This window comes from Compostimonas suwonensis, from assembly GCF_002797855.1.
Classification (GTDB): Bacteria; Actinomycetota; Actinomycetes; order Actinomycetales; family Microbacteriaceae; genus Compostimonas; species Compostimonas suwonensis.
In genome coordinates this window covers 574,704-599,065 of sequence record NZ_PGFB01000002.1, presented here as the reverse complement: position 1 = coordinate 599,065, position 24,362 = coordinate 574,704, and the positions used below count along the sequence as shown (strand labels likewise).

20 protein-coding genes and 1 pseudogene are annotated in these 24,362 nt (G+C 70.2%); 13 read left to right on the top strand and 8 right to left on the bottom strand.

Features of this window, described 5'->3' with window-relative positions; all coding sequences use genetic code 11:
* The first annotated feature begins 95 nt into the window (after positions 1–95).
* The 6 genes and pseudogenes from CLV54_RS06595 to cofC form a co-directional block, all read left to right on the top strand.
* Positions 96–1,025 carry an AAA family ATPase gene (locus CLV54_RS06595; RefSeq protein WP_245861509.1) on the top strand — a complete coding sequence of 310 codons (930 nt, stop codon included), beginning with the start codon at positions 96–98 and terminating at the stop codon, positions 1,023–1,025.
* A 12-nt stretch (positions 1,026–1,037) separates the two neighbouring features.
* Positions 1,038–2,336, top strand: a complete 1,299-nt coding sequence (locus CLV54_RS06590) for a DUF58 domain-containing protein (RefSeq protein WP_100344129.1) — start codon at positions 1,038–1,040, stop codon at positions 2,334–2,336.
* Entirely contained in the window at positions 2,323–4,731 is a 2,409-nt protein-coding gene (locus tag CLV54_RS06585; RefSeq protein WP_157802841.1) for a transglutaminase TgpA family protein, read from the top strand. The genes CLV54_RS06590 and CLV54_RS06585 overlap by 14 nt, the downstream gene beginning before the upstream one ends.
* Positions 4,732–4,784: 53 nt before the next feature.
* Positions 4,785–5,789, top strand: coding sequence for a TIGR03557 family F420-dependent LLM class oxidoreductase (locus CLV54_RS06580; RefSeq protein ID WP_100344127.1), 1,005 nt, complete (start codon positions 4,785–4,787; stop codon positions 5,787–5,789).
* A 103-nt stretch (positions 5,790–5,892) separates the two neighbouring features.
* Complete coding sequence (locus CLV54_RS06575) at positions 5,893–6,729, top strand: coenzyme F420-0:L-glutamate ligase (protein WP_100344126.1); 837 nt, start codon at positions 5,893–5,895, stop codon at positions 6,727–6,729.
* A pseudogene (gene cofC / locus CLV54_RS17900) lies at positions 6,726–7,316 on the top strand (2-phospho-L-lactate guanylyltransferase); the annotation flags it as partial. The gene CLV54_RS06575 and the pseudogene cofC, both read left to right, overlap by 4 nt.
* An 11-nt stretch (positions 7,317–7,327) precedes the next feature.
* Here the strand turns inward: cofC and cofD are convergent.
* The 5 genes from cofD to CLV54_RS06545 form a co-directional block, all read right to left on the bottom strand.
* Positions 7,328–8,329 carry a 2-phospho-L-lactate transferase gene (gene cofD, locus CLV54_RS06565; RefSeq protein ID WP_100344124.1) on the bottom strand — a complete coding sequence of 334 codons (1,002 nt, stop codon included), beginning with the start codon at positions 8,327–8,329 and terminating at the stop codon, positions 7,328–7,330.
* A 62-nt stretch (positions 8,330–8,391) separates the two neighbouring features.
* Complete coding sequence (locus tag CLV54_RS06560) at positions 8,392–9,177, bottom strand: ABC transporter ATP-binding protein (protein WP_245861438.1); 786 nt, start codon at positions 9,175–9,177, stop codon at positions 8,392–8,394.
* Entirely contained in the window at positions 9,174–10,208 is a 1,035-nt protein-coding gene (locus tag CLV54_RS06555) for a putative F420-0 ABC transporter permease subunit (RefSeq protein ID WP_425430268.1), read from the bottom strand. Before CLV54_RS06555 ends, CLV54_RS06560 begins: the two co-directional genes overlap by 4 nt.
* Position 10,209: 1 nt before the next feature.
* Positions 10,210–11,244, bottom strand: a complete 1,035-nt coding sequence (locus tag CLV54_RS06550) for a putative F420-0 ABC transporter substrate-binding protein (RefSeq protein ID WP_100344122.1) — start codon at positions 11,242–11,244, stop codon at positions 10,210–10,212.
* 175 nt (positions 11,245–11,419) lie between these two features.
* Positions 11,420–12,787 carry an aminotransferase-like domain-containing protein gene (locus tag CLV54_RS06545; RefSeq protein ID WP_100344121.1) on the bottom strand — a complete coding sequence of 456 codons (1,368 nt, stop codon included), beginning with the start codon at positions 12,785–12,787 and terminating at the stop codon, positions 11,420–11,422.
* A 180-nt stretch (positions 12,788–12,967) separates the two neighbouring features.
* Between CLV54_RS06545 and CLV54_RS06540 the strand changes: the two genes are divergently transcribed.
* The 5 genes from CLV54_RS06540 (at position 12,968) to CLV54_RS06520 (ending at position 19,263) form a co-directional block, all read left to right on the top strand.
* Positions 12,968–13,816, top strand: a complete 849-nt coding sequence (locus CLV54_RS06540; RefSeq protein WP_100344120.1) for a nitrilase-related carbon-nitrogen hydrolase — start codon at positions 12,968–12,970, stop codon at positions 13,814–13,816.
* 55 nt (positions 13,817–13,871) lie between these two features.
* Positions 13,872–15,287 carry a dihydropyrimidinase gene (gene hydA / locus CLV54_RS06535; RefSeq protein ID WP_100344119.1) on the top strand — a complete coding sequence of 472 codons (1,416 nt, stop codon included), beginning with the start codon at positions 13,872–13,874 and terminating at the stop codon, positions 15,285–15,287.
* A 53-nt stretch (positions 15,288–15,340) separates the two neighbouring features.
* Positions 15,341–16,357 carry a TIGR03842 family LLM class F420-dependent oxidoreductase gene (locus tag CLV54_RS06530; RefSeq protein WP_100344118.1) on the top strand — a complete coding sequence of 339 codons (1,017 nt, stop codon included), beginning with the start codon at positions 15,341–15,343 and terminating at the stop codon, positions 16,355–16,357.
* A 141-nt stretch (positions 16,358–16,498) separates the two neighbouring features.
* A complete protein-coding gene (locus tag CLV54_RS06525; RefSeq protein WP_100344117.1) occupies positions 16,499–17,821 on the top strand; it encodes an aspartate aminotransferase family protein in 1,323 nt (440 codons plus the stop codon).
* 185 nt (positions 17,822–18,006) lie between these two features.
* Positions 18,007–19,263, top strand: a complete 1,257-nt coding sequence (locus tag CLV54_RS06520; protein ID WP_100344116.1) for a PucR family transcriptional regulator — start codon at positions 18,007–18,009, stop codon at positions 19,261–19,263.
* 537 nt (positions 19,264–19,800) lie between these two features.
* Here CLV54_RS06520 and CLV54_RS06515 read toward each other — a convergent pair.
* The 3 genes from CLV54_RS06515 to CLV54_RS06500 form a co-directional block, all read right to left on the bottom strand.
* Positions 19,801–20,349 carry a TlpA family protein disulfide reductase gene (locus CLV54_RS06515; protein WP_100344115.1) on the bottom strand — a complete coding sequence of 183 codons (549 nt, stop codon included), beginning with the start codon at positions 20,347–20,349 and terminating at the stop codon, positions 19,801–19,803.
* Positions 20,346–20,777 carry a hypothetical protein gene (locus CLV54_RS06510; protein WP_100344114.1) on the bottom strand — a complete coding sequence of 144 codons (432 nt, stop codon included), beginning with the start codon at positions 20,775–20,777 and terminating at the stop codon, positions 20,346–20,348. Before CLV54_RS06510 ends, CLV54_RS06515 begins: the two co-directional genes overlap by 4 nt.
* Positions 20,778–20,850: 73 nt before the next feature.
* A complete protein-coding gene (locus CLV54_RS06500) occupies positions 20,851–23,301 on the bottom strand; it encodes a metallopeptidase domain-containing protein (RefSeq protein ID WP_211294462.1) in 2,451 nt (816 codons plus the stop codon).
* Positions 23,302–23,631: 330 nt separating this feature from the next.
* Between CLV54_RS06500 and CLV54_RS06495 the strand changes: the two genes are divergently transcribed.
* Together CLV54_RS06495 and rpmF are read left to right on the top strand one after the other, a co-directional pair.
* Positions 23,632–24,126: a YceD family protein gene (locus CLV54_RS06495; protein WP_100344411.1), complete on the top strand. Its 495-nt coding sequence runs from the start codon at positions 23,632–23,634 to the stop codon at positions 24,124–24,126.
* Positions 24,127–24,148: 22 nt separating this feature from the next.
* A complete protein-coding gene (rpmF, locus tag CLV54_RS06490) occupies positions 24,149–24,352 on the top strand; it encodes a 50S ribosomal protein L32 (RefSeq protein ID WP_100344113.1) in 204 nt (67 codons plus the stop codon).
* Positions 24,353–24,362 lie beyond the last annotated feature (10 nt).

Sequence of the window (24,362 nt, the reverse complement as noted above, 5' to 3'; positions counted from 1 at the left end):
ACCCGACCCGAGTGCCCACCGACGCCTCCGTCGCCCCGAACGACGACGTGCAGGCCCTGCCGATCGAGCAGGTCAACCGCCAGGCCCGCCTCGTCATGCGCAACATCGAGTCGGTCATCGACGGCAAGCACGAGGCCGTGCGCACAGCGCTCACCGTGCTGCTCGCCGAGGGACACCTGCTCATCGAGGACGTTCCGGGCGTCGGCAAGACGATGCTCGCGAAGGCCCTCGCGAAGTCGGTCGACAGCACAGTGAGCCGCATCCAGTTCACCCCCGACCTGCTGCCCTCCGACGTCACGGGCGTCTCGGTCTACAACCAGGCGGAGCGGCGGTTCGAGTTCAAGCCCGGCGCGATCTTCGCGAACATCGTGATCGGCGACGAGATCAACCGCGCGAGCCCGAAGACGCAGTCGGCGCTACTCGAGTGCATGGAGGAGCGCCAGGTCACGGTCGACGGCTCCACCTACCCGCTGCAGACGCCGTTCACGGTCGTCGCGACGCAGAACCCGATCGAGATGGAGGGCACCTACGCCCTGCCGGAGGCCCAGCGGGATCGTTTTATGGCCCGCATCTCGATGGGCTACCCCGACGCCTCGAGCGAGCTGGAGATGCTCACGACGCGCGACACGACGAGCCCGCTCGAGCTGCTGAACCCGGTCGTCGACGGCACCGAGCTGCGCCAGATGATCCGCGCCGCGCGGGGCGTCTACGCGGCCCCCGTCGTCAAGCAGTACGCCGTCGACCTCGTGCGCGCCACGCGCGACGACCGCGACCTGCGCCTGGGGGCGAGCCCTCGCGCCACCCTTCAGCTCATGCGGGCGGCGAAGGCGCACGCCGCGCTCGACGGCCGCGAGTTCGTGCTGCCCGACGACATCGACCTGCTCGCCATCCCCGTGCTCGGGCACCGTCTCGTGCCCACGAGCCGCGCCCTCGGCCAGCACCACAACGACAGCGAGCTGCTCGTCGAAGAGGTCGTGCACAGGATCGTCGCCTCCACACCGGTTCCTCTGGGCGCGCCCGGCTGATCCGAGCCGACCATGGCCCGCAGCCGAACCCGATCGTGGCCGCGCCTCACCCTGAGGGGCTGGGGCCTGCTCGTCGTGGGCGCGATCGCGATCACCGTGGCCCTCGTGCTCCAGCGCCGCGACGTGCTCTTCGTGGGCTCGGTGCTCGTCGCCCTGCCCGCCGCAGCCTTCCTGGTCATGGCGGTGAGACCGCTCAGGATGCAGGTCTCCCGCACCTTCAGCCCGCACAGCGTGCCCGTCGGCGAGAAGACCGTGGTGGGGCTCGTGGTGCGCAACCTCGGCCGGCGGGCGCTCCCGGTCTCGACCTGGCGCGACGTCTCCGATGACGGGCTCCTGACGCCCGACGACGAGGTGCTGCCCGCCCTCGACGCGCACCGGGAGGGCGCCGTCGGGCGGGACTCCGCGACGATCCGCTATCCGCTGGTTCCCGGGCGCCGCGGCAACCACGAGGTCGGACCGCTCCTCATCACCCAGCGCGACCCCTTCGGCCTCGCTCAGACCGCCCGGTTCGCGGGCCGGCGGCACGGGCTCATCGTGACCCCGCGCATCACCCCGCTCACCGAGCGGAACCTGGGCGCGTCGAGCAGCGACGGCAGCCTCCACGAGCTGCTGCGGCACAGCAACCCGAACGCCGATGAGCTCATCGCCCGCGAGTACCGGGCGGGCGACCCCCTGCGCCGGGTGCACTGGCGAGCGACGGCGCGGCGGGGAGAGCTCATGGTGCGCCAGGAGGAGCAGCGCAGCAAGCCGGAGGCGCGGGTCATCCTCGACACCCGTCGCTCGGCCGACGAGCTCGACGGGCTCACGGGCGGTCAGGATGCCGCGAGCCGTGACTCCGCGTTCGAGCTCGCCGTCGAGCTCACCGCCTCGATCGCAGTGCACCTGCTGCGCAACGGCTTCCGCGTCGACCTCGTCGAGACCGGCGGGCGCCGCGTCGACGGCGCCCGCTCCTCGCGTTTCGAGTCGGGCGACGGCGAGCAGGCTCTCGTGCTGAAGCTCGCCGAGGTCTCGCCGGTCTCCGGAGACGACGACGCGGCCGATTTCGGCATGGGCTCGATCGGCGGCCCGCTCGGTCAGTCGGTGCCCGGCTTCGCGGTCGTCGTCGACCTCGACCCGGCCGTCGCCCGCCGTCTCGCGGCCCTGCGCTCCCAGTGCGAGCCGGCCGTCGCGTTCGTGCTGCCCACCGCCCGGCGCGAGGGTCTCGAGCTGCTCGACGAGGCCGGATGGACGTGCGTGCGCCTGTCGCGCGGTCGCGACATCCGGGCCGCGTGGGAGCTGGCCGTGGGAGGTGGCGTCGATGCCCGTCGATAGCGCGCCGACCTCGTCGCGCCCGGTGAGCCGCCCGGTGGCGGCCACGCGGAGCCGCCGCCGCGCCCGGCGCCCCGGCTACCTGCCGCTGAGTGCGACCGTGCTGCTCGCGCTCATGGTCGCCGACGCGAGCCTCGCCCCGCTGCTGAGCGGTTTCGGCTGGTGGTGGTCCATGTCGATCGCCGCCGCGATCGTGCTCTTCGGCACGGCGGCACTGCGCTGGGCGGGTGTTCCGCGTGGACTCCTGACACTCTTCACGGTCGTCATCGGCATCGTGACCCTCACCCTCTTCTTCGCTGCCGACACGGCTCTTCTCGGTCTCGTGCCGACCCCGGGAACCCTCGGACGGTTCGGCGATCTGCTGAACGGCGGCATCCAGTCGATCCAGAGCCAGTCCCTGCCCGCCGACGCGGTGACGGAGCTGAGCTTCGTGCTCACGGCCGGGGCGGTAGCGCTCGCCGTGGTGCTCGACATCGTCGTCTTCGAGCTGCGCTGGCCCGCTCTCGCGGGTGTCCCTTTGCTCATCGTGGTGACCATCCCGGGTCTCCTGGTTCCCGGCGGCGCCTCGCTCGTGCTCCTGGCGCTCACGGCCGCGGTCTACGCGGCGATCCTCTGGGTCGACGGGAGGATCCGTCGGCGCGAGGCGGCGTCTGCGGCGTCGACCTCGGGCTCGGCGGGGGCGCCCGGCGGGGCGACGGTGCGTCACGGAGCCTCGGGCCTGCCGGGTGCGCGGCCGGACGGCGGCGGCTCGACGGCCGTGTCGGTGGGCATCGCGGGCGTGGCGATCTTCGCCTCGCTCGCCTTCACCGCCGTGGCCCCCGGCTTCACCGCGGGGGGCGTCACCGCGGCCGGCAGTTCGGGGATCATCTTCAGCGAGGGCGTGTCGCCGCTCATCGACCTCGGCCAAGACCTGCGGCGCCCGGCACCCGTGACGGCCATGGCCTACACGACGGAGCCCGACGAGCGCCTCTACTTCAAGCTGCTCACCCTCGACGAGTTCGGCGGCACCACGTGGACGTCGAGCGAGCACGAGCTCGACGAGGACAACACCCCCGACGAGTTCGGCGACCCGCCCGGCCTCGGCGCCGATGTGGCGACCCGCGAGGTCTCGACCGACGTCGACATCCGCAACATGCAGAGCCCGTGGCTGCCCCTGCCGTACCCCACCGTGTCGGTCAACGGGTTGAGCGGTCGCTGGTACTGGGAGCCGCAGGGCCTCACGGCGACGAGCCCCACCGTCTCGACGCGCTACCAGAACTACACGGTCGACAGCCTCGTGGTCGATCCGACGCGTGAGCAGCTCGCAGCGGCCGGCGACAGCGTGCCCGCCGACATCGAGCGGTATCTCGAGCTTCCCGAGCTGCCCCAGACGATCACGGATGCCGCGGCCGAGGCCACGGCGGGGGCCTTCTCGAACTACGACAAGGCGCTCGCCCTCCAGCAGTACTTCCGCGGCGGCGACTTCTTCTACTCGACGGAGACCCCCGTCGAGGAGGGCTACGACGGCGACGGCATCGGGGTCATCCAGACCTTCCTCGAGCGCAAGACCGGCTACTGCGTGCACTTCGCCTCGGCGATGACGATCATGGCGCGCAGTCTCGGCATCCCGGCGCGCATCGGGCTGGGCTACCTGCCCGGCACACGAACGGGCACGACGGACGACGACCGCGCCACGTACACCGTGAGCTCGTACGACCTGCACTCCTGGCCGGAGCTGTACTTCGACGGCGTCGGCTGGGTCTCCTTCGAGCCGACGCCGGGTCGCGGCTTCGTTCCGAGCTACGCGAGGCCCGAGGCCCAGCCCTCCACGACGCCGACGCCCACGGATGCCTCGACCCCGCGCCCGAGCGACGCCTCGACGAACGCGCCCCAGCGCCCCGACGCCGGCGGCGGCATGGACGGCGGCGCGGGCGGGGAGACCGCGGCGGTCGGCCGCTCCTTCGGCTGGGCGGGGATCGGGCTCGGCGTGCTCGCACTGCTGCTGGCGCCCGCCGTGGTGCGGTCGTTGCGGCGCAGTCGCCGGTTCGCCCGCATCCGCGCGGGTTCGGGCGGTGCGTCCCTCGCCTGGATCGAGATCGGCGACACCGCTCTCGACCACGGGATACCGGTCGACCGGGGGGAGACGCCCCGGGCCTTCGCGACGAGGCTGTCGACGATCGACCCGACCGTGAACCCGGCGCTCTGGCACGTGCTCTCCGAGGTCGAGCGCGAGCGCTTCGGGGCGGCGGCGCTGCCGGGGCGCACAGACGCCGAGCGCATCGAGACGGAGCTGCGAACGGTGCTCGACCACCTCGACCGCTCGGTTCCGATGGGCCGGAGGCTGCTCGCGCGATTCGTGCCGCGCTCGCTCCTGCCCTCGGTCGCCGCCCGGCCGGGGGATCCGGCGACGACTCCCTGACGGGTGCCGGCAGACACGCCGACGGCGCCCGCCGGCCGTGGAAGGATCGGGATATGACGAGTCCACTCCAGGTCGGCTATGCCGCCATGCTCGAGCAGTTCCATCCCTCCGAGGCCGTCGCCCTCTCCGCGTACGCGGAGCAGCACGGCTTCTCGGGGGTCATGGCCGCGGATCACTTCCAGCCGTGGGTTCCCGCCCAGGGGCAGTCGTCGTTCGTGTGGAACGTGCTCACCGCGGTGGGCGAACGCACGCGGGGAGACTTCGGGCCGGGTGTGACGGCGCCGACCTTCCGCTGGCATCCCGCGATGGTCGCCCAGGCCTCCGCGACTCTCGCCGCCATGTACCCGGGCCGGCACTGGCTCGGCCTCGGCTCGGGGGAGGCCCTCAACGAGCACATCGTGGGCGGGTACTGGCCGGAGGCCCCCGAGCGCATCAACCGCATGTTCGAGGCCGTCGAGATCATCTCCAAGCTGTTCAGCGCCTCTCTCGCGGGCCGCGACGTCAAGCACTCCGGGCAGTTCTTCAAGCTGGAGTCGACCCGCCTGTGGACGATGCCGGCGGTCGCCCCCGAGATCCTCATCGCCACTGCGGGGCCGGTGACGGCGAAACGTGCCGGCCGCCACGCCGACGGCCTCATCACCGTGGGCGCCCCGCTGGAGAAGATCGGCGGCCTCTTCTCGCGTTTCGCGGAGGGCGCGCGCGAGGCGGGCAAGGATCCGTCGGCCATGCCCAAGGCCTTGCAGCTGCACCTGAGCTGGGCGCCGACCGACGAGGAGGCGATCGCGAACGCCCTGCACGAGTGGCCCAACGGCGGGATGAAGTTTCCGAAGAGCGACATCCGCTCGCCGTTCGAGCTCGAGCAGATGGCCAAGCTCGTGCGGGCGGAGGACTTCGAGGGCCGGATGGTCATCTCCTCCGACCCCGACGTGCACCGCGCGCACATCCAGTCGTTCGCCGATCTGGGCTTCGACCGCATCTACCTGCACAACGTGGGGCGCAACCAGCGCGAGTGGATCGAGGTCTTCGGCCGGGACGTGCTCCCAGCGCTGAGGCGCTGACCTGCTGAGGCGTCGAGGCGTCGGGCGTCGGGGCCGTCATCGGGTCCGCGCATTCGTGACAGGATCGAATCATGCAGTTTCGGATGACCGGGTGGCCGGTCGTATGACCCGCGACACCCGAGCCGTCGCCCAGGCCTGGGCCGTGGGCGGCATCCCCGAGATCGAGACGGGCGACGACCTGGCGGAGATCGTCGCGGCGGCGATCGACCTCGACGGCGGTCTCGCAGACGGCGACATCGTCGTCGTCACGAGCAAAATCGTGTCAAAGGCCGAGGGCCGGCTCGTGAACGCGAGTGACAGGGAGGACGCCATCACGAGCGAGACCGTGCGGGTCGTGGCGACGCGCCGTCACCCGGGCGGCGTGACGCGCATCGTCGAGAACCGGTTGGGCATCGTGGCGGCGGCGGCGGGAGTCGATGCGAGCAACACCCCGGAGGGAACCGTTCTGCTGCTGCCGGTCGATCCGGATGCCTCGGCGCGACGACTCTGCGATGCGCTCCGCGACCGCTTCGGCGTGCGTGTCGGGGTGCTCGTGACCGACACCCTCGGCCGCCCGTGGCGAACCGGCCAGACCGACGCGGCGATCGGGGCCGCCGGCATGCACGTCGTCGACGACCTCCGCGGGACCACCGACAGCCAGGGCCGGCGTCTCGACGTGACCGTCTCGGCCGTCGCCGACGAGATCGCGGCCTTCGCCGACCTCGTCAAGGGCAAGAGCGCGGGCCTTCCCCTCGCGATCGTGCGCGGCCTCGACCGCTTCGTGACCGAGGAGGTGCGGGTGCCGGGCGCCCGATCCCTCGTGCGCGCGAGCGATGAGGACATGTTCCGTCTCGGCAGCGCCGAGGCGCACGCCGCCGGCTACGCGGAAGGCCACGCGGCGGGGCTCCGTGAGCGGGTCGCGGGCGGCGATCCGGGATCGGACGAGGCGCCCGGCGTATGAGCGGCGAGCACGGTCCGCACTGGGTCGTCGTCGTGCCGGTCAAGGGCACGGACGCCTCGAAGTCGCGTCTCGACGTGGGCGCCGCCCGGCCCGAGCTCGCGCATGCCTTCGCACTCGACGCGCTGACGGCCGTGCTCGGCTCGTCGCTCGTCGACGAGGTCGTCGTCGTGGTCGCGCGGGACGCCTCCCTCGACGACCTCCGCACGCTCGGCGTGCGCGTCGTCCTCGAGGAGGAGGGCGGTGGCCTCAACGGGGCCGTGCGCACGGGCGTCGCCGTCGCCCGGCAGCGGAAGCCGCACGCGGGCGTCGCCGTGCTGCTCGGCGACCTGCCCGGGCTCACCACCGCCGAGTTCGACCGGGCGCTCGTCCAGGCCGCCGCGTACCCGCTGTCGGTCGTCCCCGACGCCGAGGGCACCGGCACGACGCTGCTGCTCGCCCGGCCCGGCGCCGAGCTCGAGCCGCGTTTCGGCGCGGGCTCCTTCGCGCGGCACCGCGACGGCGGTCACCGTCCGCTCGACGTCCCCGAGGATTCGGGGCTGCGCCGCGACGTCGACACGGCCGCCGATCTGCAACGGGCCCTCGCGCTCGGGGTCGGCGGCTACACCCTCGCCGCGTGGTCGAGCGCCGCGCCCGCGAGGGCCGCGGTCGATGCCGGGTCGCGCATCCAGAGGGGCACGGCGGAGGAGGAGACACCCGCTGCCTCGAGCGGGGGCACCGCCGCGGCATCCGTCTCGTCGACGAGCCAGGCGTCGAGCACACCGCCCGTCGCGCGTGAGCCGTAGTGCAGGCCCACCGCGAGGGCTGAGGTCTCGACGCCGATCGTGCGCAGGCACTGATCGGCCATGCCGCGCACGGCCGCCCCGCCGATGATCGGCGAGACCCCGACCACCCGGGCCGAGGTGGTCACGAGGGCATCGCGGATGCCCGGCACCCCGAGGATCGTGCCGACCGAGACGACCGGGTTCGAGGGCGGCAGGATGACGACGTCGCTCTGCGCGATCGCCTCGAGCACCCCGGGCGCCGGCGTCGCGCCCTCGACGCCCAGCTGCTCGAAGCCGCTCGCCGGCACGGACGCGCGGTAGCGCACCCACCACTCCTCGAAGTGCACGAGATCACCGCTCCGATGCTCGTCGGCGTCGGCCGCGAGACGCACGTGCGTCTCGACCGGCTGATCGCTCATCGGCAGCAGGCACGCCCCCGGCGTCCAGCGCCGGCAGAGCACCTCCGTGGCCTCGCTCAAGGTCGCGCCGCCGCGCAGCAGCTCGCTGCGCACGATGTGGGTCGCGAGATCGAGGTCGCCGAGGGTGAACCACGGCCAGCCCCTGCCGTAGGCGGCGATCTCGGCGGAGGTGCGCTTGCTCTCCTCCGGCCGCCCCCAGCCCTGGCCTTCGTCGATGCCGCCGCCGAGTGTGTACATGACCGTGTCGAGGTCGGGGCAGACGCGCAGTCCGTTCAGCCACATGTCGTCGCCCGTGTTGACCACGACGGTCACCTCGGGGCGCTCCGCCGGGTCGGGATGCCGCCGCTCGAGTTCGGCGAGCAGGCCACGGGTGAACCGCGCCCCGCCCACTCCGCCGGCCAGCACGGTGATCCTGGGCATCTGGGTGTCCTTCCTGAGGTGTTCTGTTCGTGACGAGCCCGGCGGCGCCGGTTCCGGTGCGGTCACCGCAGCGGGTCGTCGTCGGAGAGGGGTGAGAAGAGCACGACCGGGTGCCCGGTCTTCGGGTGCGGCACGACCACGGAGTCGACGCCGTAGACCCGCGAGATGAGCTCGGGGCGCAGAACCGTGTGCGGTGCTCCCTGGGCGACGAGCTCGCCGCCGTCGAGCAGGATGAGGTGATCGCAGTACGCACCCGCGAGGGTCAGGTCGTGGAGCGCGGCGAAGGTCGTGATGCCGAGGCGGCGCACACGCGAGAGCAGGGACAGCTGGGCGCTCACGTCGAGGTGGTTGGTCGGCTCGTCGAGCAGCAGCACCGAGGGCTGCTGAGCGATCGCGCGGGCGATCTGCACCCTCTGCTGCTGGCCTCCGCTCAGGGTGTGCCAGCGCCTGTCGGCGAAGGCGGCCATGCCCACGGCGTCGAGCGCGTCGAGGGCGATGCGGCGGTCGTCGTCGCCCCGGAAGTCGCCGAGGATGCCGCTGCGGTGCGGGATGCGACCGAGCAGCGCCACGTCGATCGCGCTCAGGTCGGTCGTGGGCGAGGTGTTCTGCTCGAGCAGCGCCACCCGTTGCGCGGCGCTCTTACGGTCGAGGGCGTGGATCTCCTCGTGGTCGACGAGCACCCGGCCGCTGTCGGGCGTCGTGATGCCCGCGACCACCCGCAGGAGCGTCGACTTGCCGGCGCCGTTGGGGCCGAGCAGTCCCGTGAGGGCGCCGGAGGGGATCGCCGCGCTGATCTCGCGCAGGATCCGCTGCTCGCCGATCCGGTAGCTCACATCCTCGATCGTCACGCCCACAGTGCCGCCCCCCGCCTGCGGATGAGCACGATGAAGACGGGAACGCCGATGATCGCCGTGACGATGCCGACCGGCAGCTCGCGCGGATCGAAGACCGTGCGGGCGAGGGTGTCGGCGACGACGAGGAAGGCGGCTCCGGCGATCGCGGCGAGGGGGAGCATCCTGCCGTGCTGGGGCCCCGAGAGCCCGCGCACCATGTGCGGGAGGATGAGCCCGACGAAGCCGATCGCGCCGCTCACCGAGACCATTGCGCCGGTCAGCAGGGCGACTGCTCCGAGCATCCACCACCGGGTGGCGTTCACGCGGATGCCGAGCGCCGCCGCCGAGGTGTCGCCGAACGCGAAGGCGTCGAGGCGGGTGGCCTGCAGGATGAGCGCCCCTCCCACGACGACCGCGGCGACGACCGAGATCGCGACGGTCGTCCACGAGCTTCCGGCGAGGGAGCCGAGCAGCCAGTTGAGGATCTCCCGGTAGGAGTCGCCCTTCGCCGACCAGAAGATCACGAAGGAGGTGAGCGCGGCGCACAGCTGCGCGATCGCGAGACCGGCCAGCACGGCGCGGGTGGGGGTGATCGAGCCGCCCGTGCGGGCGATGACGAGGGTCGTGACGAGGGCGAGCAGGGCTCCTGCGAAGGCCGCGACGGGCAGGGCGAAGCTGAGGCCGAGGATGATGACGGCCACGGCCCCGAGCGAGGCGCCCGACGAGAGCCCGAGCAGGTAGGGGTCGGCGAGCGGGTTGCGGGTGATGCTCTGCATCACGGCTCCGCTGAGAGCGAGTCCCGCGCCGACGGCCGCCGCCGTGAGCACGCGGGGCAGGCGCAGCTCCCAGACGATCGAGTCGGCGAGCGGCGGCACGGAGCTCGCCGGCACGAGGCCCAGATGGCTCCCGATGCTCGCCAGCACCTCGCCCACGCCCACGCTCGCCTGGCCGAAGCCGATGGCGGCGACCATGACCGCCGCGAGCACGACGACGCTCGTGATCAGCACGGCCGCGTAGCGGGAGCGGCCGGCTGCCCGTGCGGCGATCTCAGCCCTCCATCGCACGGACCTGGTCGACGACCGCCTCGACGGCGTCGACGTTGCGGATGCCCGCCTCGCCCGCGGCGAAGGGCACCGTCACGTAGCGCTTGTTCCTGACGGCGTCGAGCACCGCGGTGGCGGGGTTCGACTCGAGCATGTCGATCTTGCTCTGCGCGGTGTTCCAGGAGGCGTCGACGAGAACGATCACGTCGGGGTCGGCTTCGACGACCGACTCCCAGCCGACCGTCGTCCAGGTGTCGTGCACGTCGGCGAAGATGTTGTCGAGGCCCGCGGCGTCCATGATCATCTGCGGCGCGCCGATGCCCGCGCCCACGTAGGGGCTGTCCTCGCCGCTCGAGTACCAGAGCGCGCTCGTGCCGGCGTCGAGGGGGCCGATCGCCTCGAGCGCGGTCTTCTGCTCGGCGACGAGGGCCGTCGCCGCGTCGGTCGCGTCGAACACCGCGCCGGCCTCGTCGATCTCGTCGAAGACGTCGTCGAAGGTCAGCGGATCGGGCATGTAGCCGCTCTCCTTGCAGGCGGAGGGCGCGACGTAGCTGCCGATGCCGCGGGAGGCGAGAGAGCCGCGCTCGCCGACGCCGTCGGCCGTGAAGTTGGACTCCCAGCCGCCGAAGACGAAGTCGGGGTCGAGCTGGAGCACCGCCTCCTGGCTGGGCAGGAAGTCGCTCACGACGTCGATCGTCGAGCCCGCGTCGGCGAGCTCGTCGGGGAACGGGCTGTCGAGGAAGGCCGATCCGACGATCCTGTCGCCGAGGCCGAGCGCGAGCAGCAGCTCGGTCGTCGTCGACTTGATCGTGACGATGCGCTGCGGCGCCTTCTCGACGGTGAGCTCGGTGCCGCAGTTGTCGATCGTGACGGGGTAGCCGGCCGACACCGCGGTGGGGTCGGTCGACGGCGCGCCCGAGACGGATGCCGCGGAGCCCGAGGCGCACCCGGCGAGCAGGAGGGGCACGGCTGCCGCAGCGGCGATCGCCCCGAGGAGCTTCGTTCGGAGGGAGGGGGACGGCTTCGAGTGGAACGGCATGTGACCTCACGGGGATGTCCCGGAGCACGGGGCTCGACGGGAGACGGACGACGGTGCAGAAGGTAGACGTCTGGTGCGAATCCAGCGACCCGCCGCCCAAGTCCGAGGCTCAGCTCAACCGGCAATATCCAACCGGTGGTCGTCTGCAAGCTTACAGCCTCCGCGGCGGGAGGGCTCAGCGGGAGACGTGCCCGCCCGCTGCGACGGGGTGGGGGAGCGCGGCGGCGGAGGCGAGCGCGTGGCCGATCGTCGCGGCATCCTCGCGGATCATGCCCGCCGTCACGCGCACGTACTGGGCGCGCGGGCTCTCGGTCATGAGGAACGGCGAGCCGGCGGCGACCCGGATGCCGGCCGCCGCGAGCTGCACGAGGGTGCGGCGCTCGTCGTCGACCCGCACCCAGGCGTTGATGCCGTCGGCGGGGGCGATCGTCAGGCCGTGCGCGGCCGCGGCGAGCACGAGGGAGCGCTGCCGCGCGTAGTAGACGCGCCGGGCCTCGCCGACCTCGTCGATCGAGCGCCCCGCGGTGAGGAGGTCGTGGAGCACCTCCTGGAGGATGCGCGAGGTCCAGCCGGGGCCGAGGATCCGGCGGGCGACGATGCGGTCGACGAGCGCGGCGGGGCCGCCGAGGGCCGCGATGCGCAGATCGGGGCCGTGCGATTTGGAGAAGCTGCGCACGTGCACGGTCTGGCCGGGCAGCCAGCGGCCGAGGCTCACGTCGGGAACGATGCTGATCTCGCCGGAGTGGTCGTCTTCGACGATCACCGCCTCGCGTCCGTGACGCGAGGTTCGCACGACCCGGGCGAGCTCCTCCGCGCGGCCGGGCGTCATCGAGGCGCCGGTCGGGTTGTGGGCCCGCGGCTGCAGGATGACGGCGACGGGCGCCTGCGCGAGGGCCGCCGAGAGCGACTCGGGCGTCATGCCGTGCTCGTCGACGTCGACGGCGAGCTTCTCGGCGCCGAGCTCGTCGAGCAGATCGAAGAAGGGCGGGAAGCCGGGGTTCTCGACAGCGACCCGGTCGCCGTAGCGCACGAGCTGGCCGAGCGTGCGGGAGATGCCGTCGAGCGCTCCGTCGACGATCGTGACGGTGTCGACGGAGTAGGGCCAGCTGTCGGCGAGCAGGGCCCGGAGCTCGGGGATGACGGGCGCCTCCTGGTAGCTGTCGGTCTCCGCCCCCCGCGAGATGCGGGAGAGCGCCGGGGCGAGGGCCGGGAGCAGCTCCGGATCGGGGGTGCCGCGCGAGAGGTCGACGCGTGAGCCGTCGAGATGCCCGGCGAGCCCGATCATCCGGGGCGGCAGCCAGGCCGTCGAGCGCTGCCGCACGAAGGTGCCGCTGCGGCCGCGCGAGACGATGAGGCCGGCCCCCGAGAGCAGCTGCCAGGCGTGGCTCACGGTGGCCGGGCTGACGCCGAGCCCCGCGGCCAGATCGCGCACGGTGGGCAGCCGATCGCCGGGCGCGAGCTCGCCCGAACTGATCCCGCGGGCGATGACGGCGGCGATTCCCTGCGGCGAACGATCGGAGATCGTCGCGGCGAAGCCGTGCATAACCCTTGCCTCCTCAGCGTCGGGGCAACATGATGATTAAACGCGTGCGTCACACGGAGAAACAAGAGAGAAATGTTTACATCGAATAATAACAAAACGGGCGGCGCGGCCCGTTGCAGATCAGGCTCTCGGGTGCGGTGACGACAGTCCGGCCCCGAACGATCTTTGGAGGCTCACGGCATGACCATTGTTCGAGCGGCGATCACACAGGCGACCTGGACGGGTGACAAGGAGTCCATGATCGTCAAACACGAGGGCTTCGTCAGGGATGCCGCGGCCCAGGGCGTGCAGGTGCTCTGCTTCCAGGAGCTCTTCTACGGCCCGTACTTCGGCATAACGCAAGACGCCAAGTACTACGACTACGCCGAATCGGTGCCCGGGCCGACGGTCGAGCGCTTCCAGGCGCTCGCCGCCGAGAACAGCATGGTCATCGTGCTCCCCGTGTACGAGGAGGAGCAGCCGGGGGTGCTCTACAACACGGCGGCGGTTCTCGACGCCGACGGCAGCTACCTCGGCAAGTACCGCAAGCACCACATCCCGAACCTGCCGCAGTTCTGGGAGAAGTTCTACTTCCGGCCCGGCAACCTCGGCTACCCGGTCTTCGACACCGCGGTCGGCAAGGTCGGCGTCTACATCTGCTACGACCGCCACTTCCCCGAAGGATGGCGCGAGCTGGGCCTGAACGGAGCGCAGATCGTCTTCAACCCCTCCGCGACCAAGCCGGGGCTCTCGAACCGGCTCTGGGAGCTCGAGCAGCCCGCGGCCGCGGCCGCCAACCAGTACTTCATCGGGGCGAACAACCGCATCGGCACCGAGAGCGACGAGTTCGGCGACGAGGCCGTGACCTTCTACGGCAGCTCCTACTTCGTCGACCCGCGCGGCAACTACGTGGGGGCGGTGGCCTCGACCGACACGGAGGAGCTCGTCGTCCGCGACCTCGACCTCGACGTGCTGCGCGAGGTGCGCAACGCCTGGCAGTTCTACCGGGACCGCCGGCCCGACTCCTACACCGCGACGGTGGCCCCCTGAGAGGTCGACGGAGCGCAGCCGCAGGCTCAGGCAACGGAACAGGAAAGAGGCAGCAATGAAGACCCTCATCACCGGTGGAACCGTCGTCAACGCGACGGGGACCGCGACCGCCGACGTGCTCATCGACGGCGAGACCATCGCCGCGGTGCTCGCCCCCGGCTCGACGCTCCTCGGCTTCGACCTGGCGGCCAACGTCGACCGGGTCATCGACGCGAGCGGCAAGTACGTCATCCCGGGCGGCATCGACGCGCACACCCACATGGAGATGCCGTTCGGCGGCACCTTCGCCTCCGACACCTTCGAGACGGGAACCCGGGCGGCGGCCTGGGGTGGCACGACGAGCATCGTCGACTTCGTCGTGCAGTACGCGGGCGAGAACGTGCTCGACCAGTATCAGCTCTGGCACGAGAAGGCCGCGGGCAACTGCGCGATCGACTACGGCTTCCACCAGATCCTCTCCGACGTGCAGGACTCCTCCCTCGTCGCCATGGACGAGCTCGTCGCAGAAGGGGTCACGAGCTTCAAGCTCTTTATGGCCTACAAGGGCGTCTTCCTCTCCGACGACGGCCAGATCGTCAAGGCCATGCAGAAGGCCGCCGACAACGGCAGCATTGTGATGATGCACGCCGAGAACGGCAGCGTCATCGACCTCCTCGTGCAGCAGGCCATCGCGGCCGGCGACACGGCGCCGTACTACCACGGGATCACCCGCCCCTGGCAGACGGAGGAGGAGGCCACCCACCGCGCCATCATGCTCGCGAACCTCACCGGAGCGCCCCTCTACGTCGTGCACGTCTCGGCGAAGCAGGCCGTCGAGCAGATCGCCGCCGCTCGCGACAACGGCCAGAACGTCTTCGGCGAGACCTGCCCGCAGTACCTCTACCTCTCGCTCGAGGAGCAGCTCGGAGCGCCCGGCTTCGAGGGGGCGAAATGGGTGTGCTCGACCCCGCTGCGGTCACGGGCCGAAGGCCACCAGGACCACATGTGGCAGAGCCTGCGCACGAACGACCTGCAGATGGTCTCGACCGACCACTGCCCGTTCTGCATGAAGGGGCAGAAAGACAGGGGGATCGGCGACTTCTCGAAGATCCCCAACGGCATCGGCTCGGTCGAGCACCGTATGGACCTGCTCTACCAGGGCGTCGTCGATGGCCGGATCAGCCTCAGCCGCTGGGTCGAGGTCACCTCGACCACGCCGGCACGGATGTTCGGCATGTACGGCAAGAAGGGCGTCATCCAACCGGGCGCCGACGGCGACATCGTCGTCTACGACCCGCAGGGCCGCACGAGCATCAGCGTCGACACCCACCACATGAACATGGACTACTCGGCCTGGGAGGGCTTCCAGATCGACGGGCACGTCGACACGGTGCTCTCGCGCGGCAAGGTCATCATCGACGAGGGGCAGTACCGGGGCACGGCGGGCGACGGCCGGTTCGTCAAGCGCGGGCTCAGCCAGTACCTCGTCTGAGTCATCCGACACCCGACCATCCGCCGAGCTGAAGAACGACGAAGGAGCACCACGTGGACTTCGGAGCAGTGCTGCAGACCAACCCGCCGGCCTCGAGAACGGTCGCGCTCGCGAAGCTCGCCGAACAGCACGGCTTCAGCCATGTCTGGACGTTCGACTCGCACCTGCTCTGGCAGGAGCCCTATGTCATCTACAGCCAGATCCTCGCCGAGACCCGGCGGGTGACGGTCGGGCCCATGGTGACGAACCCGGCGACGCGCGACTGGACGGTCACGGCATCCACCTTCGCGACGCTCAACGAGATGTACGGCAACCGCACGATCTGCGGCATCGGCCGCGGCGACTCGGCCGTGCGCGTCACCAACGGCGCCCCGACGACGCTCGCGACCCTGCGCGAGTCGATCCACGTCATCCGCGAGCTCGCCAACTCGCGCGCCGTCGACTACAACGGCGCTCAGCTGCGGTTCCCGTGGAGCGTCGGCAGCTCGCTCGAGGTGTGGGTGGCCGCCTACGGCCCGCTCGCACTGAAGCTCGCGGGGGAGGTGGGCGACGGCTTCATCCTGCAGCTGGCCGACCTCGACATCGCGAGCTGGATGATCCAGCACGTGCGGGATGCCGCGGCGAACGCCGGCCGCGACCCCCTGTCGATCAGCTTCTGCGTGGCCGCGCCCATGTACATCGGCGACGACTGGGAGCACATGCGCGAGCAGTGCCGCTGGTTCGGCGGCATGGTCGGCAACCACGTGGCCGACATCGTGGGCAAGTACGGGGCGAGCTCCGAGGTGCCGAAGGCCCTCACCGACTACATCGGCGGGCGCGAGGGCTACGACTACAACGAGCACGGCCGTGCGGGCAACACCCACACGGCCTTCGTGCCCGACGAGATCGTCGACCGCTTCTGCGTGCTCGGCACGGCCGAGCAGCACATCGAGAAGCTCGAGGCCCTCAGGGCGATCGGGGTCGACCAGTTCGCCGGCTACCTGCAGCACGACAACAAGGAGGAGACGCTGCGGGTCTACGGCGAGACGGTGATCCCCGCCCTCCGCGACGCGATCGTGGCGAAGACCTGATTTTTTTCCCCCCACTCCCACTCCCCACTCAAAACGACGGAGATTCCGGCCATTTCGGCACGTTTGGGGGCGAAAAGAGGCGATTTGGCCGAAATCTCCGTCGTTTTGAGTACGGAGAGGTACAGAGAGAAGGAACCGCACATGACCGACGACAGCACCGGCGACGACCTCGACGCACTGGCCTACGAGCTCGACCGCGCCCACGTCTTCCACTCCTGGTCGGCCCAGGCGTCCCTGCATCCCATGGTCATCGCGGGCGGCGCGGGCAGCACCGTGTGGGACCACGCGGGCAACCGCTACCTCGACTTCTCGAGCCAGCTCGTGAACACCAACATCGGTCACCAGCATCCCGCCGTCGTCGCGGGCATCACCCGGCAGGCCGAGCTGCTCACGACGGTCGCGCCCGTGCACGCGAACCTCACGCGCGGCCGGGCCGCCGAACGGATCCTCGACCGCGCGGGCGAGCCCTTCAGCAAGGTCTTCTTCACCAACGGCGGCGCCGACGCCAACGAGAACGCGATCAGGATGGCGCGGCTGCACACTGGCCACGACAAGGTGCTCTCGATGTACCGCTCGTACCACGGCAACACGGGCGCAGCCGTGGTCGCGACGGGGGACTGGCGGCGGATCCCCAACGAGTACGCACGAGCCCACGTGCACTTCTTCGGCCCGTACCTCTACCGCAGCGACTTCTGGGCGCAGACGCCCGAGCAGGAGTCGGAGCGCGCCCTGCGCCACCTCGCGCGGGTCGTCGAGGCCGAGGGGCCGCAGTCGATCGCAGCCATCCTGATCGAGACGATCCCCGGCACGGCCGGTGTGCTCGTGCCACCGCCCGGCTACCTCGACGGCGTGCGGGAGCTCGCCACCCGTCACGGCATCGTGCTGATCTTCGACGAGGTCATGGCCGGGTTCGGCCGCACGGGCGAATGGTTCGCCTTCCAGGGCTTCGGGGTCGTCCCCGACCTCGTGACCTTCGCGAAGGGCGTCAACTCGGGCTACGTGCCGGCGGGCGGAGTCGTCATCCCGCCGCAGATCGCCGCGAGCTTCGATGAGCGGGTCTTCCCCGGCGGCCTCACCTATTCGGGCCATCCGCTCGCGATGGGCTCGATCGTCGCCGCCCTCGACGCCATGAGCGAGGAGGGCATCGTCGAGAACGCCGCGGAGATCGGCCGGAGCGTGCTGGGGCCGGGGCTCGAGGAGCTCGCGTCGCGGCATCCGTCGATCGGGGAGGTGCGCGGTGTCGGCGTCTTCTGGGCGCTCGAGTTCGTGTCGGATGCCGCAACCCGCGAGCCTCTGCCGGCCGCGGGCATCGGCGCGATCAAGACCGCCCTGATCGAGCGCGGGCTGCTGCCGTTCACCGCCGACAACCGGGTGCACGTCGTGCCGCCGTGCATCGTCACACCCGACGAGGTGCGCACGGCGCTCGCGATCTACGACGAGGCGCTCACCGCGCTCGACCTCTAGCCGGCCGCCTCTCCCCGCGCCGTCACGGGAGGGCGGGGATCGTCCTCTACGGTTTCGGGCGTGTAAATTCCGGCAGCTTTTGCCTGCTGCGGCGCTCATCGTCGGGACGGCGGGGCACATCCGTGCTATACAGAATTCAGTGGTATTTCACATGTCACAGAGGGCATCTCGGGGATGGGGGCACTATGGAGACAACGCTTCAGCGCACCGTCGATCTTCTTGCCGAGCGGATCGGGCGCCCTGCGGTGCTCGAAGACGGCGGTCTGAGGCTGCTCGCCTTCAGCACCCACACCGAGCCCCTCGACCCGGTGCGCGAACGCTCGATCCTGCGCCGTGAGGCCTCGGACGAGGTCAGGCGCTACCTCATGCGCTTCATCCGCAACGCCCGGCACCCCGTGCGCGTGCCGGGAGACGACGACCTCGAGCTCGAGTCGCGCCTGTGCGTCCCCGTCGTCGACGACGGGGAGCCGATCGCCTACGTGTGGTTCGTCGACCCCGACTCGGTGATCGACGCAGGCGACGCCGACTGGTGCTGCCATCAGCTGAGCGAGATCGCCGACGGCGTGCGGCGGAGCATCGCCCCCTCCGGCCTGCACTCGATGGCGCGAGCCTCCCACCTCGTGCGCAGCGTGCTCACCGACGACGAGACGGCGCAGGAGAGCGCCCGCGAGCTCGTCGACGGCGGCTACCTCTCCGCCGACAGGGGGGTCGCGGCCGTGGTCTTCCGCGCGCTCGACTCGTCCGACGCCGTGCAGGACGCCTTCGCCGCCTCGGCGGCCTCGGCCTTCGACGCGCTCCTGCTCGGGCCGCGGCGGCAGTCCTTCGTACACGCCGTCCACGACTCCGCTCTCGTGTGCTTCGTCTCCTCAGCCAACGAGGCGGAGTGCCGGGCGACCGTGACCGCCCTGCAGACGATCGTGGCGAAGCACACCCAGGAGGGCGGCGCGCGCCTCGTGACGGGCGTGGGCGGCATCCGCCTCGATCCCGCGGACGCCCGTGCCTCCTACCGCGAGGCGCTCGTCGCCGCGCGGGCGGCCGACGGCTTCCCCCACCAGGGTGCGCAGGGCTCGCAGGTCTACTGGCCGGTGAGCGGGGCGAACGAGCTGGCGGCGCGCATCGCCGTCGCCTCCGAGGCCGACTTCCCCCTGCATCCCGGGTTCTACACGCTCCTCGACGATCCGGAGGCGGGAATCCTGCTCGAGACGCTCGAGACCTACCTGGATGTCGCGGGCAACGTGCAGACCGCGGCTGCGAAGCTGCACCTGCACAGGACCTCGCTCTACTACCGTCTGCACCGGATCGAGAAGCTCGCGTCGACGGATCTCAAAGACGGCGGAGAGAGGCTGAACCTGCATCTCTCGCTCAAGGTCGCCATGCTGCGTGGCCACTACCTGCGCCGTCGCGCCTCGCTCGGGCGGATCGCCGAGGAAGACGTGTCCTGAGCGCGTCCCACTTCCTTCCTTCCTTCCTTCCTTCCTTCCTTCCTTCCTTCCTTCCTTCCTTCCTTCCTTGTTCCCATTCCCCTTCCCCTTCCCCTGGTCCCGTTCCCGAACCTCCCGATTTGCGCCAAATGGCGAATCTCGGGCGCGAAGGGGGCTCTTAGGCGCAACTCGACCGGCGTATTGGCGTAAATCGGTGAATATCGCATCCGAGGCGCGTTGAACGATATACGCGTCGAGCGCGTAGACAGGTCGACACGGATACCGGTCGGGCCGGGTCGAACGGATACGGGTTGAACGACAGCCGCACGACACGCGTGTCGAGCAGCATGCAGGGAAAGCGTGCGAGCGCGACGTTCCTTCGTCGCTTCTCGTCCTCACGACGAGCGCCGTGCCGAATTGCGCCGAATTGCACGTCGACTTACGTCGTAGTGGCTGAACCCGACCCCGAGAACGTCCATTTGGCGTAAATGGGGATGGGGACGGGACGGGAGGGAGGGGGAGGGGGAGGGAGGAGGAGGAAGGGAGGGGAGGGGCGGGTCAGCGCAGGACGAGATCCTCGAGCTGCGCTCCGAGCTCGGGGACGCCGCCCGGCCAGCCTCGGAGCAGCTTGCCGTCCTTCGAGATGAGGGCAACGAGGGGCGCCTCCTGAACGCCGTAGGCGCGCCAGACGACACCGCGCCCGTCGAGCGCGACGGGATAGCGGATGTCGTGGGCGTCCACGTAGTCGCGCACCTCGTCGCGGCTGCCCTCTCCCGCGACGCCCAGGAAGAGCACGCGGTCGCCGTACTCGGAGACGACCGTGTTGAGCTCGGACTGCTGGTCGGCGCATTCCTGACACCACGGCTCGAGGAAGACGAGCACGACCGGGCGCTCGGACCAGAAGTCGGAGAGCGAGGCCTTCTCGCCGTCGAGGAAGGTGAGCTCGGGATCGGGGGCGTCCGCGGCATCGGCGGGCGGCGCCGCGAACTCCACCCCGGAGGGCACGGGACCGGGCAGGAGCTCGCTCAGCGTCTGCGGCGAGGGCGAGGAGCAGGCCGTGAGCGCGAGGAGAGCTGCTCCGAGGAGCAGCAGCCGGGCTTGTCTCATGAGATGACCACCTTCGGGGTGTCGGAGTCGTCGACGGGCAGGGGGTCGCGGTCGTCGATCTGGAGCACGACTCCGTCCCACGAGCCGGGGTCGGGAACGGTGAGGCTCATCTCGCAGCGCGTCGGCTCCTGACGATCGCCGAAGTCGACGTCGGCGACCTTCGTCGCGGTGCCCTGGGGCAGCTCGCCGCTCGCGAGAACCTGCTCGTCGGCGCCGAGGAGCGTGTAGGCGACGCCCGCGTGCGCCCAGCGATAGGGCCCTCCGCCTCCGCACGACGAGCCCGCGGAGCGCATGACCTGATCGTCGACGACGACCAGCATCTGTGTGGAGCCTGCGCCGGCCGAGGTCGTGCAGCCGGTCAGGAAGGAGGCGCCGAGCACCGCGAGCGCTCCGAGAGCCGCGGCGGTCGTCATCCGGGCGATCGTCATGATCTCACTCTTTCATAGCAGGAAGCGGGCGGGCCCACCGAGGTGAGCCCGCCCGCGCGGCGAGGGACCGCTGTTACTGGTTGTGCACCCTGCGGCGCAGCTGAGCGAGCGCGACCGAGGCGACGGTCAGCAGGCCGGCGAGCAGGAAGCCGCCGCCCAGCAGCAGAGCCCAGCCCGTCTCGGGACCCGTGCTGGCGAGGCCGCCGGCGTTCGTCGAGCCGTTCGAGCCGTCGCCCCCGTTGCCGATGGGCGTGCTGGTCGGCGCCGTGGTCGGCTCGTCGGTGGGCGTGTCGGTCGGCTCGTCCGTGGGAACGCCGGTCGGGTCATCCGTGGGCGTGTCGGTCGGCTCGTCCGTGGGCGTGTCCGTCGGGGTGTCGGTCGGGTCGTCCGTGGGAACGTCCGTCGGGGTGTCGGTCGGCGTCTCGGTGGGCGTGTCGGTCGGCTCGGCCGGGCCGTCGAGGAGCGCGCCCGTGACCACGCACTCGGCGGTCGCCTTCTTCGTGGGGTCGCTCTCCGAGGTCGCCGTCAGCACGACGGTGGCCTGCACGGAGGCGTTCTCCTCCTCGCGGAGCGCGTAGACGGGCACCGAGATGCTCTCGCCGTCCTTGCTCGTGGCGAGCTCGTTGTCGAGCTCGGCCGTCCACCCGCGTCCCACGGCGTCCGCCGAGAGACGGAAGACGTCGGAGTCGACCTTGCCCGAGACATCCGTCGTGTGCACGGCCGGGTCGATCGCGGCGGCGCTTCCCGTGTTCTCGAGGGGGAAGGTGCACATCGCGGCCTGACGCGGTGCGACGAGCTCGGGCTCGGTGGCATCCTCGAGGGCGACACCGCGGGTGTGCGGGCCGGAGCCGTCGAGCGAGCGCACGGCGAGGGTGTACGAGAGCACACCCTGCTCGTCGCGCTGCGTGTCGACCACGTAGAAGTGCAGGCGGTTGGCCTCGTCGACCCACTCGTACTGCGAGCCCGACTCGGTGCCCGCGTGGAAGGCGGCGTCGTTGAGCTGGCGGTGGTCGGCGATCGTCGCCATGACGGGCGTCTTGCTGTCGGGCTTGTAGTAGTCGACGATCCCGATGTCCTGCGGGTTGGCGTCGATCACCCAGTCGAAGCAGTTGTAGCCGCAGCCGTTGGACTCCGTCGTCGACTTGTTCTTCGCGATGATCACGCCGTGGTCGGGCGTGAAGGAGTCGAAGCCCATGCGGTCGACGACCTCGACGGTGTAGTCGTTCCAGCCGGGACCCGAGCACAGGGGGTCGGTGTTGATGTCGCAGGCCGGGGTGCGGTCGGGCGTTCCTTCGCCGTCGAGCGTGATCTTGATGCCGGCGATGCCGTTCTCGCCCGGGTCGACCTCGCGGGCCGTCACCGTATCGACGACGACCCCGCTCTCGGCGAGGCCCTCACGGCTCAGGATGTCGACCTGGTCGGTGTCGACGATGTTCATCTTGAGCTTGTTGCGCAGCATGAGGCCGGCCGGACTCCAGCCGCCCATGTTGGCCGGCACGACGTACCGCATATGGTGCCCGCCCGGACCGTTGAACGAGCCGCGGTCCATCATGTCCCATGGCGCGGCTCCCACTCTGTGGAACGGCGTCGCCGGATTCGCTCTGTCGGAGAACGGGTTGTTGTTGTTGTCGCCGATCGAGAAGAAGAAGTGGCCCATCTCGTGGGTGATCGTGCCGGAGCTCTCGGCCTGGCGGATCGAGGAGTTGCCCCACTGCTGAGCGGCGGCCTGCCACGAGGTCCACTCGACGTAGCGGGTGGGCGCCCAGTTGTCCATCTCGTTGTTCGGGTCGAGCCAGGCCGGGGGGCCCCACTCCTCGGGGATGTCCTCCTTGTGCTCGAACATCATCTCGCCGAACTCCTGCCAGATGCTCGTCTCGTCGTAGCCTGCGTAGACGCGCAGGATGACGTCGTAGCCGCACTTGTCGCGATTCGTGCAGCCCTCCTCGGCGTTCCACTTGTTCTGCACGTCGCGGTCGAGCTGCCCGTTGCAGGTGTAGCCCTCGGGGCAGACCGAGGTCTGGCCCCATTCGTTGAGACCGTACTCGAAGAGGTTCCTGTCCATCTCGTAGGGACCGAAGGTGTCCATCGTGTCGACGCCGTACTCGCCCAGGCTCTGCTCCATCCAGTACTCGTGGATGGTGCGGCCGTGGTTGAGCTCGTTCGGGGTCATGTAGAAGCTCTTGTAGAACTCCGGGACGTCTTCACGCGGGATCGGGTCGATCGTGGGGTTGCCGAACAGGTCGCTGCCCTTCGGCTTCGTCACGACGAAGTCCTGGTCGGGGAAGTCGACCGCGACGAGCGCGATCTTGAGCCCCTTGACCGAGGGCTTGACGTCGGGGTCGTTCCAGGACGTGCCCGGGATGTCCTTCCAGTCGTCCCAGGTCATGTCGTACTGGTTCTTCCAGTTCTGCTGGTCGATGACCGGGACCTCGAAGGGTGTGTCGGCATCGGCGGCGACAGCGGCTGCGACATTGCCGGCGCTGAGTATTCCGACACCGACGAGGATGCCGACGGTGCCGAGCACCAGGCGATTCCTCCGCATCGTGGGTTTTTTCGACAATTTCTCTCCTCTTGGGGGCGAATGACGACGCAATGACGCTTCGTCGGCAACACAGGGGTGGGCACGCTGACCCGGAAAACAGTTTATGAACGGGTCATGGACGCGTCATGAGGCGAATGCCGGAAGCCCGACGGACATATGTCGGAGAGGTCGCGGATGCCGCGGCACGTGGTCGCTGGGAGCGAACGCCGACCGGCGCCGCCCCGCGCTGGCGTAGAATCGCTGATCGTGGCCAGCTTCAGGAGCACCCCGTTCACGGTGCATGTGTGGGATCTGATCAACAGGCCCGGTCAGATGCGCGAGGTCGACTTCGACATCGCGAACCCCGAGAAACTCGGGGAGGGCCTCGTCGCCGTCGAGACCGGCGAATCCATCCACGGTGAGCTCCGTCTGGAGTCCATCCACGAGGGCATTCTCGTCTCCGCATCGCTCGAGACGACGGCCGTCGGAGTGTGCGGTCGATGCCTCCGAGACATCGACTTGCCTGTCGAAGTCGAATTCCAGGAGCTTTTCGCGTATTCTTCTGAAGAAGCCTATGACTATGAGGTTCACGATGACCATGTGGATCTTGAACCTCTGATCAGGGATGCGGTAGTACTGTCACTGCCCTTCCAGCCGGTTTGCCAGCCCGATTGCCCCGGTCTCGACCCCGAGACAGGCGAGCGCCTGGCCGAGGCGCCAGCCCCCGATTCGTTCGAAAGCACGGATCCTCGCTGGGCAGCGCTCGCCGGTTTCACAGCTTCCGATGACGACAGTGCGGGCCAGCAGCCCGGCGCTGAACGAGACTAAGCACGAGAGAAGAGAGTAAGTCATGGCTGTTCCCAAGAGGAAGATGTCACGCGCGAGCACCCGCGCACGTCGCGCGCAGTGGAAGGCCGAGGCCCCCACGCTCGTCAAGACCGTCGAGAACGGCAAGGTCACCTACAGCCTTCCCCACCGCGCCAAGGTCGTCGAGGACTCCGCGGGAACCGCGCTGTTCCTCGAGTACAAGGGCCGCAAGGTCGCCGACGTCTAAATCCCGCCAC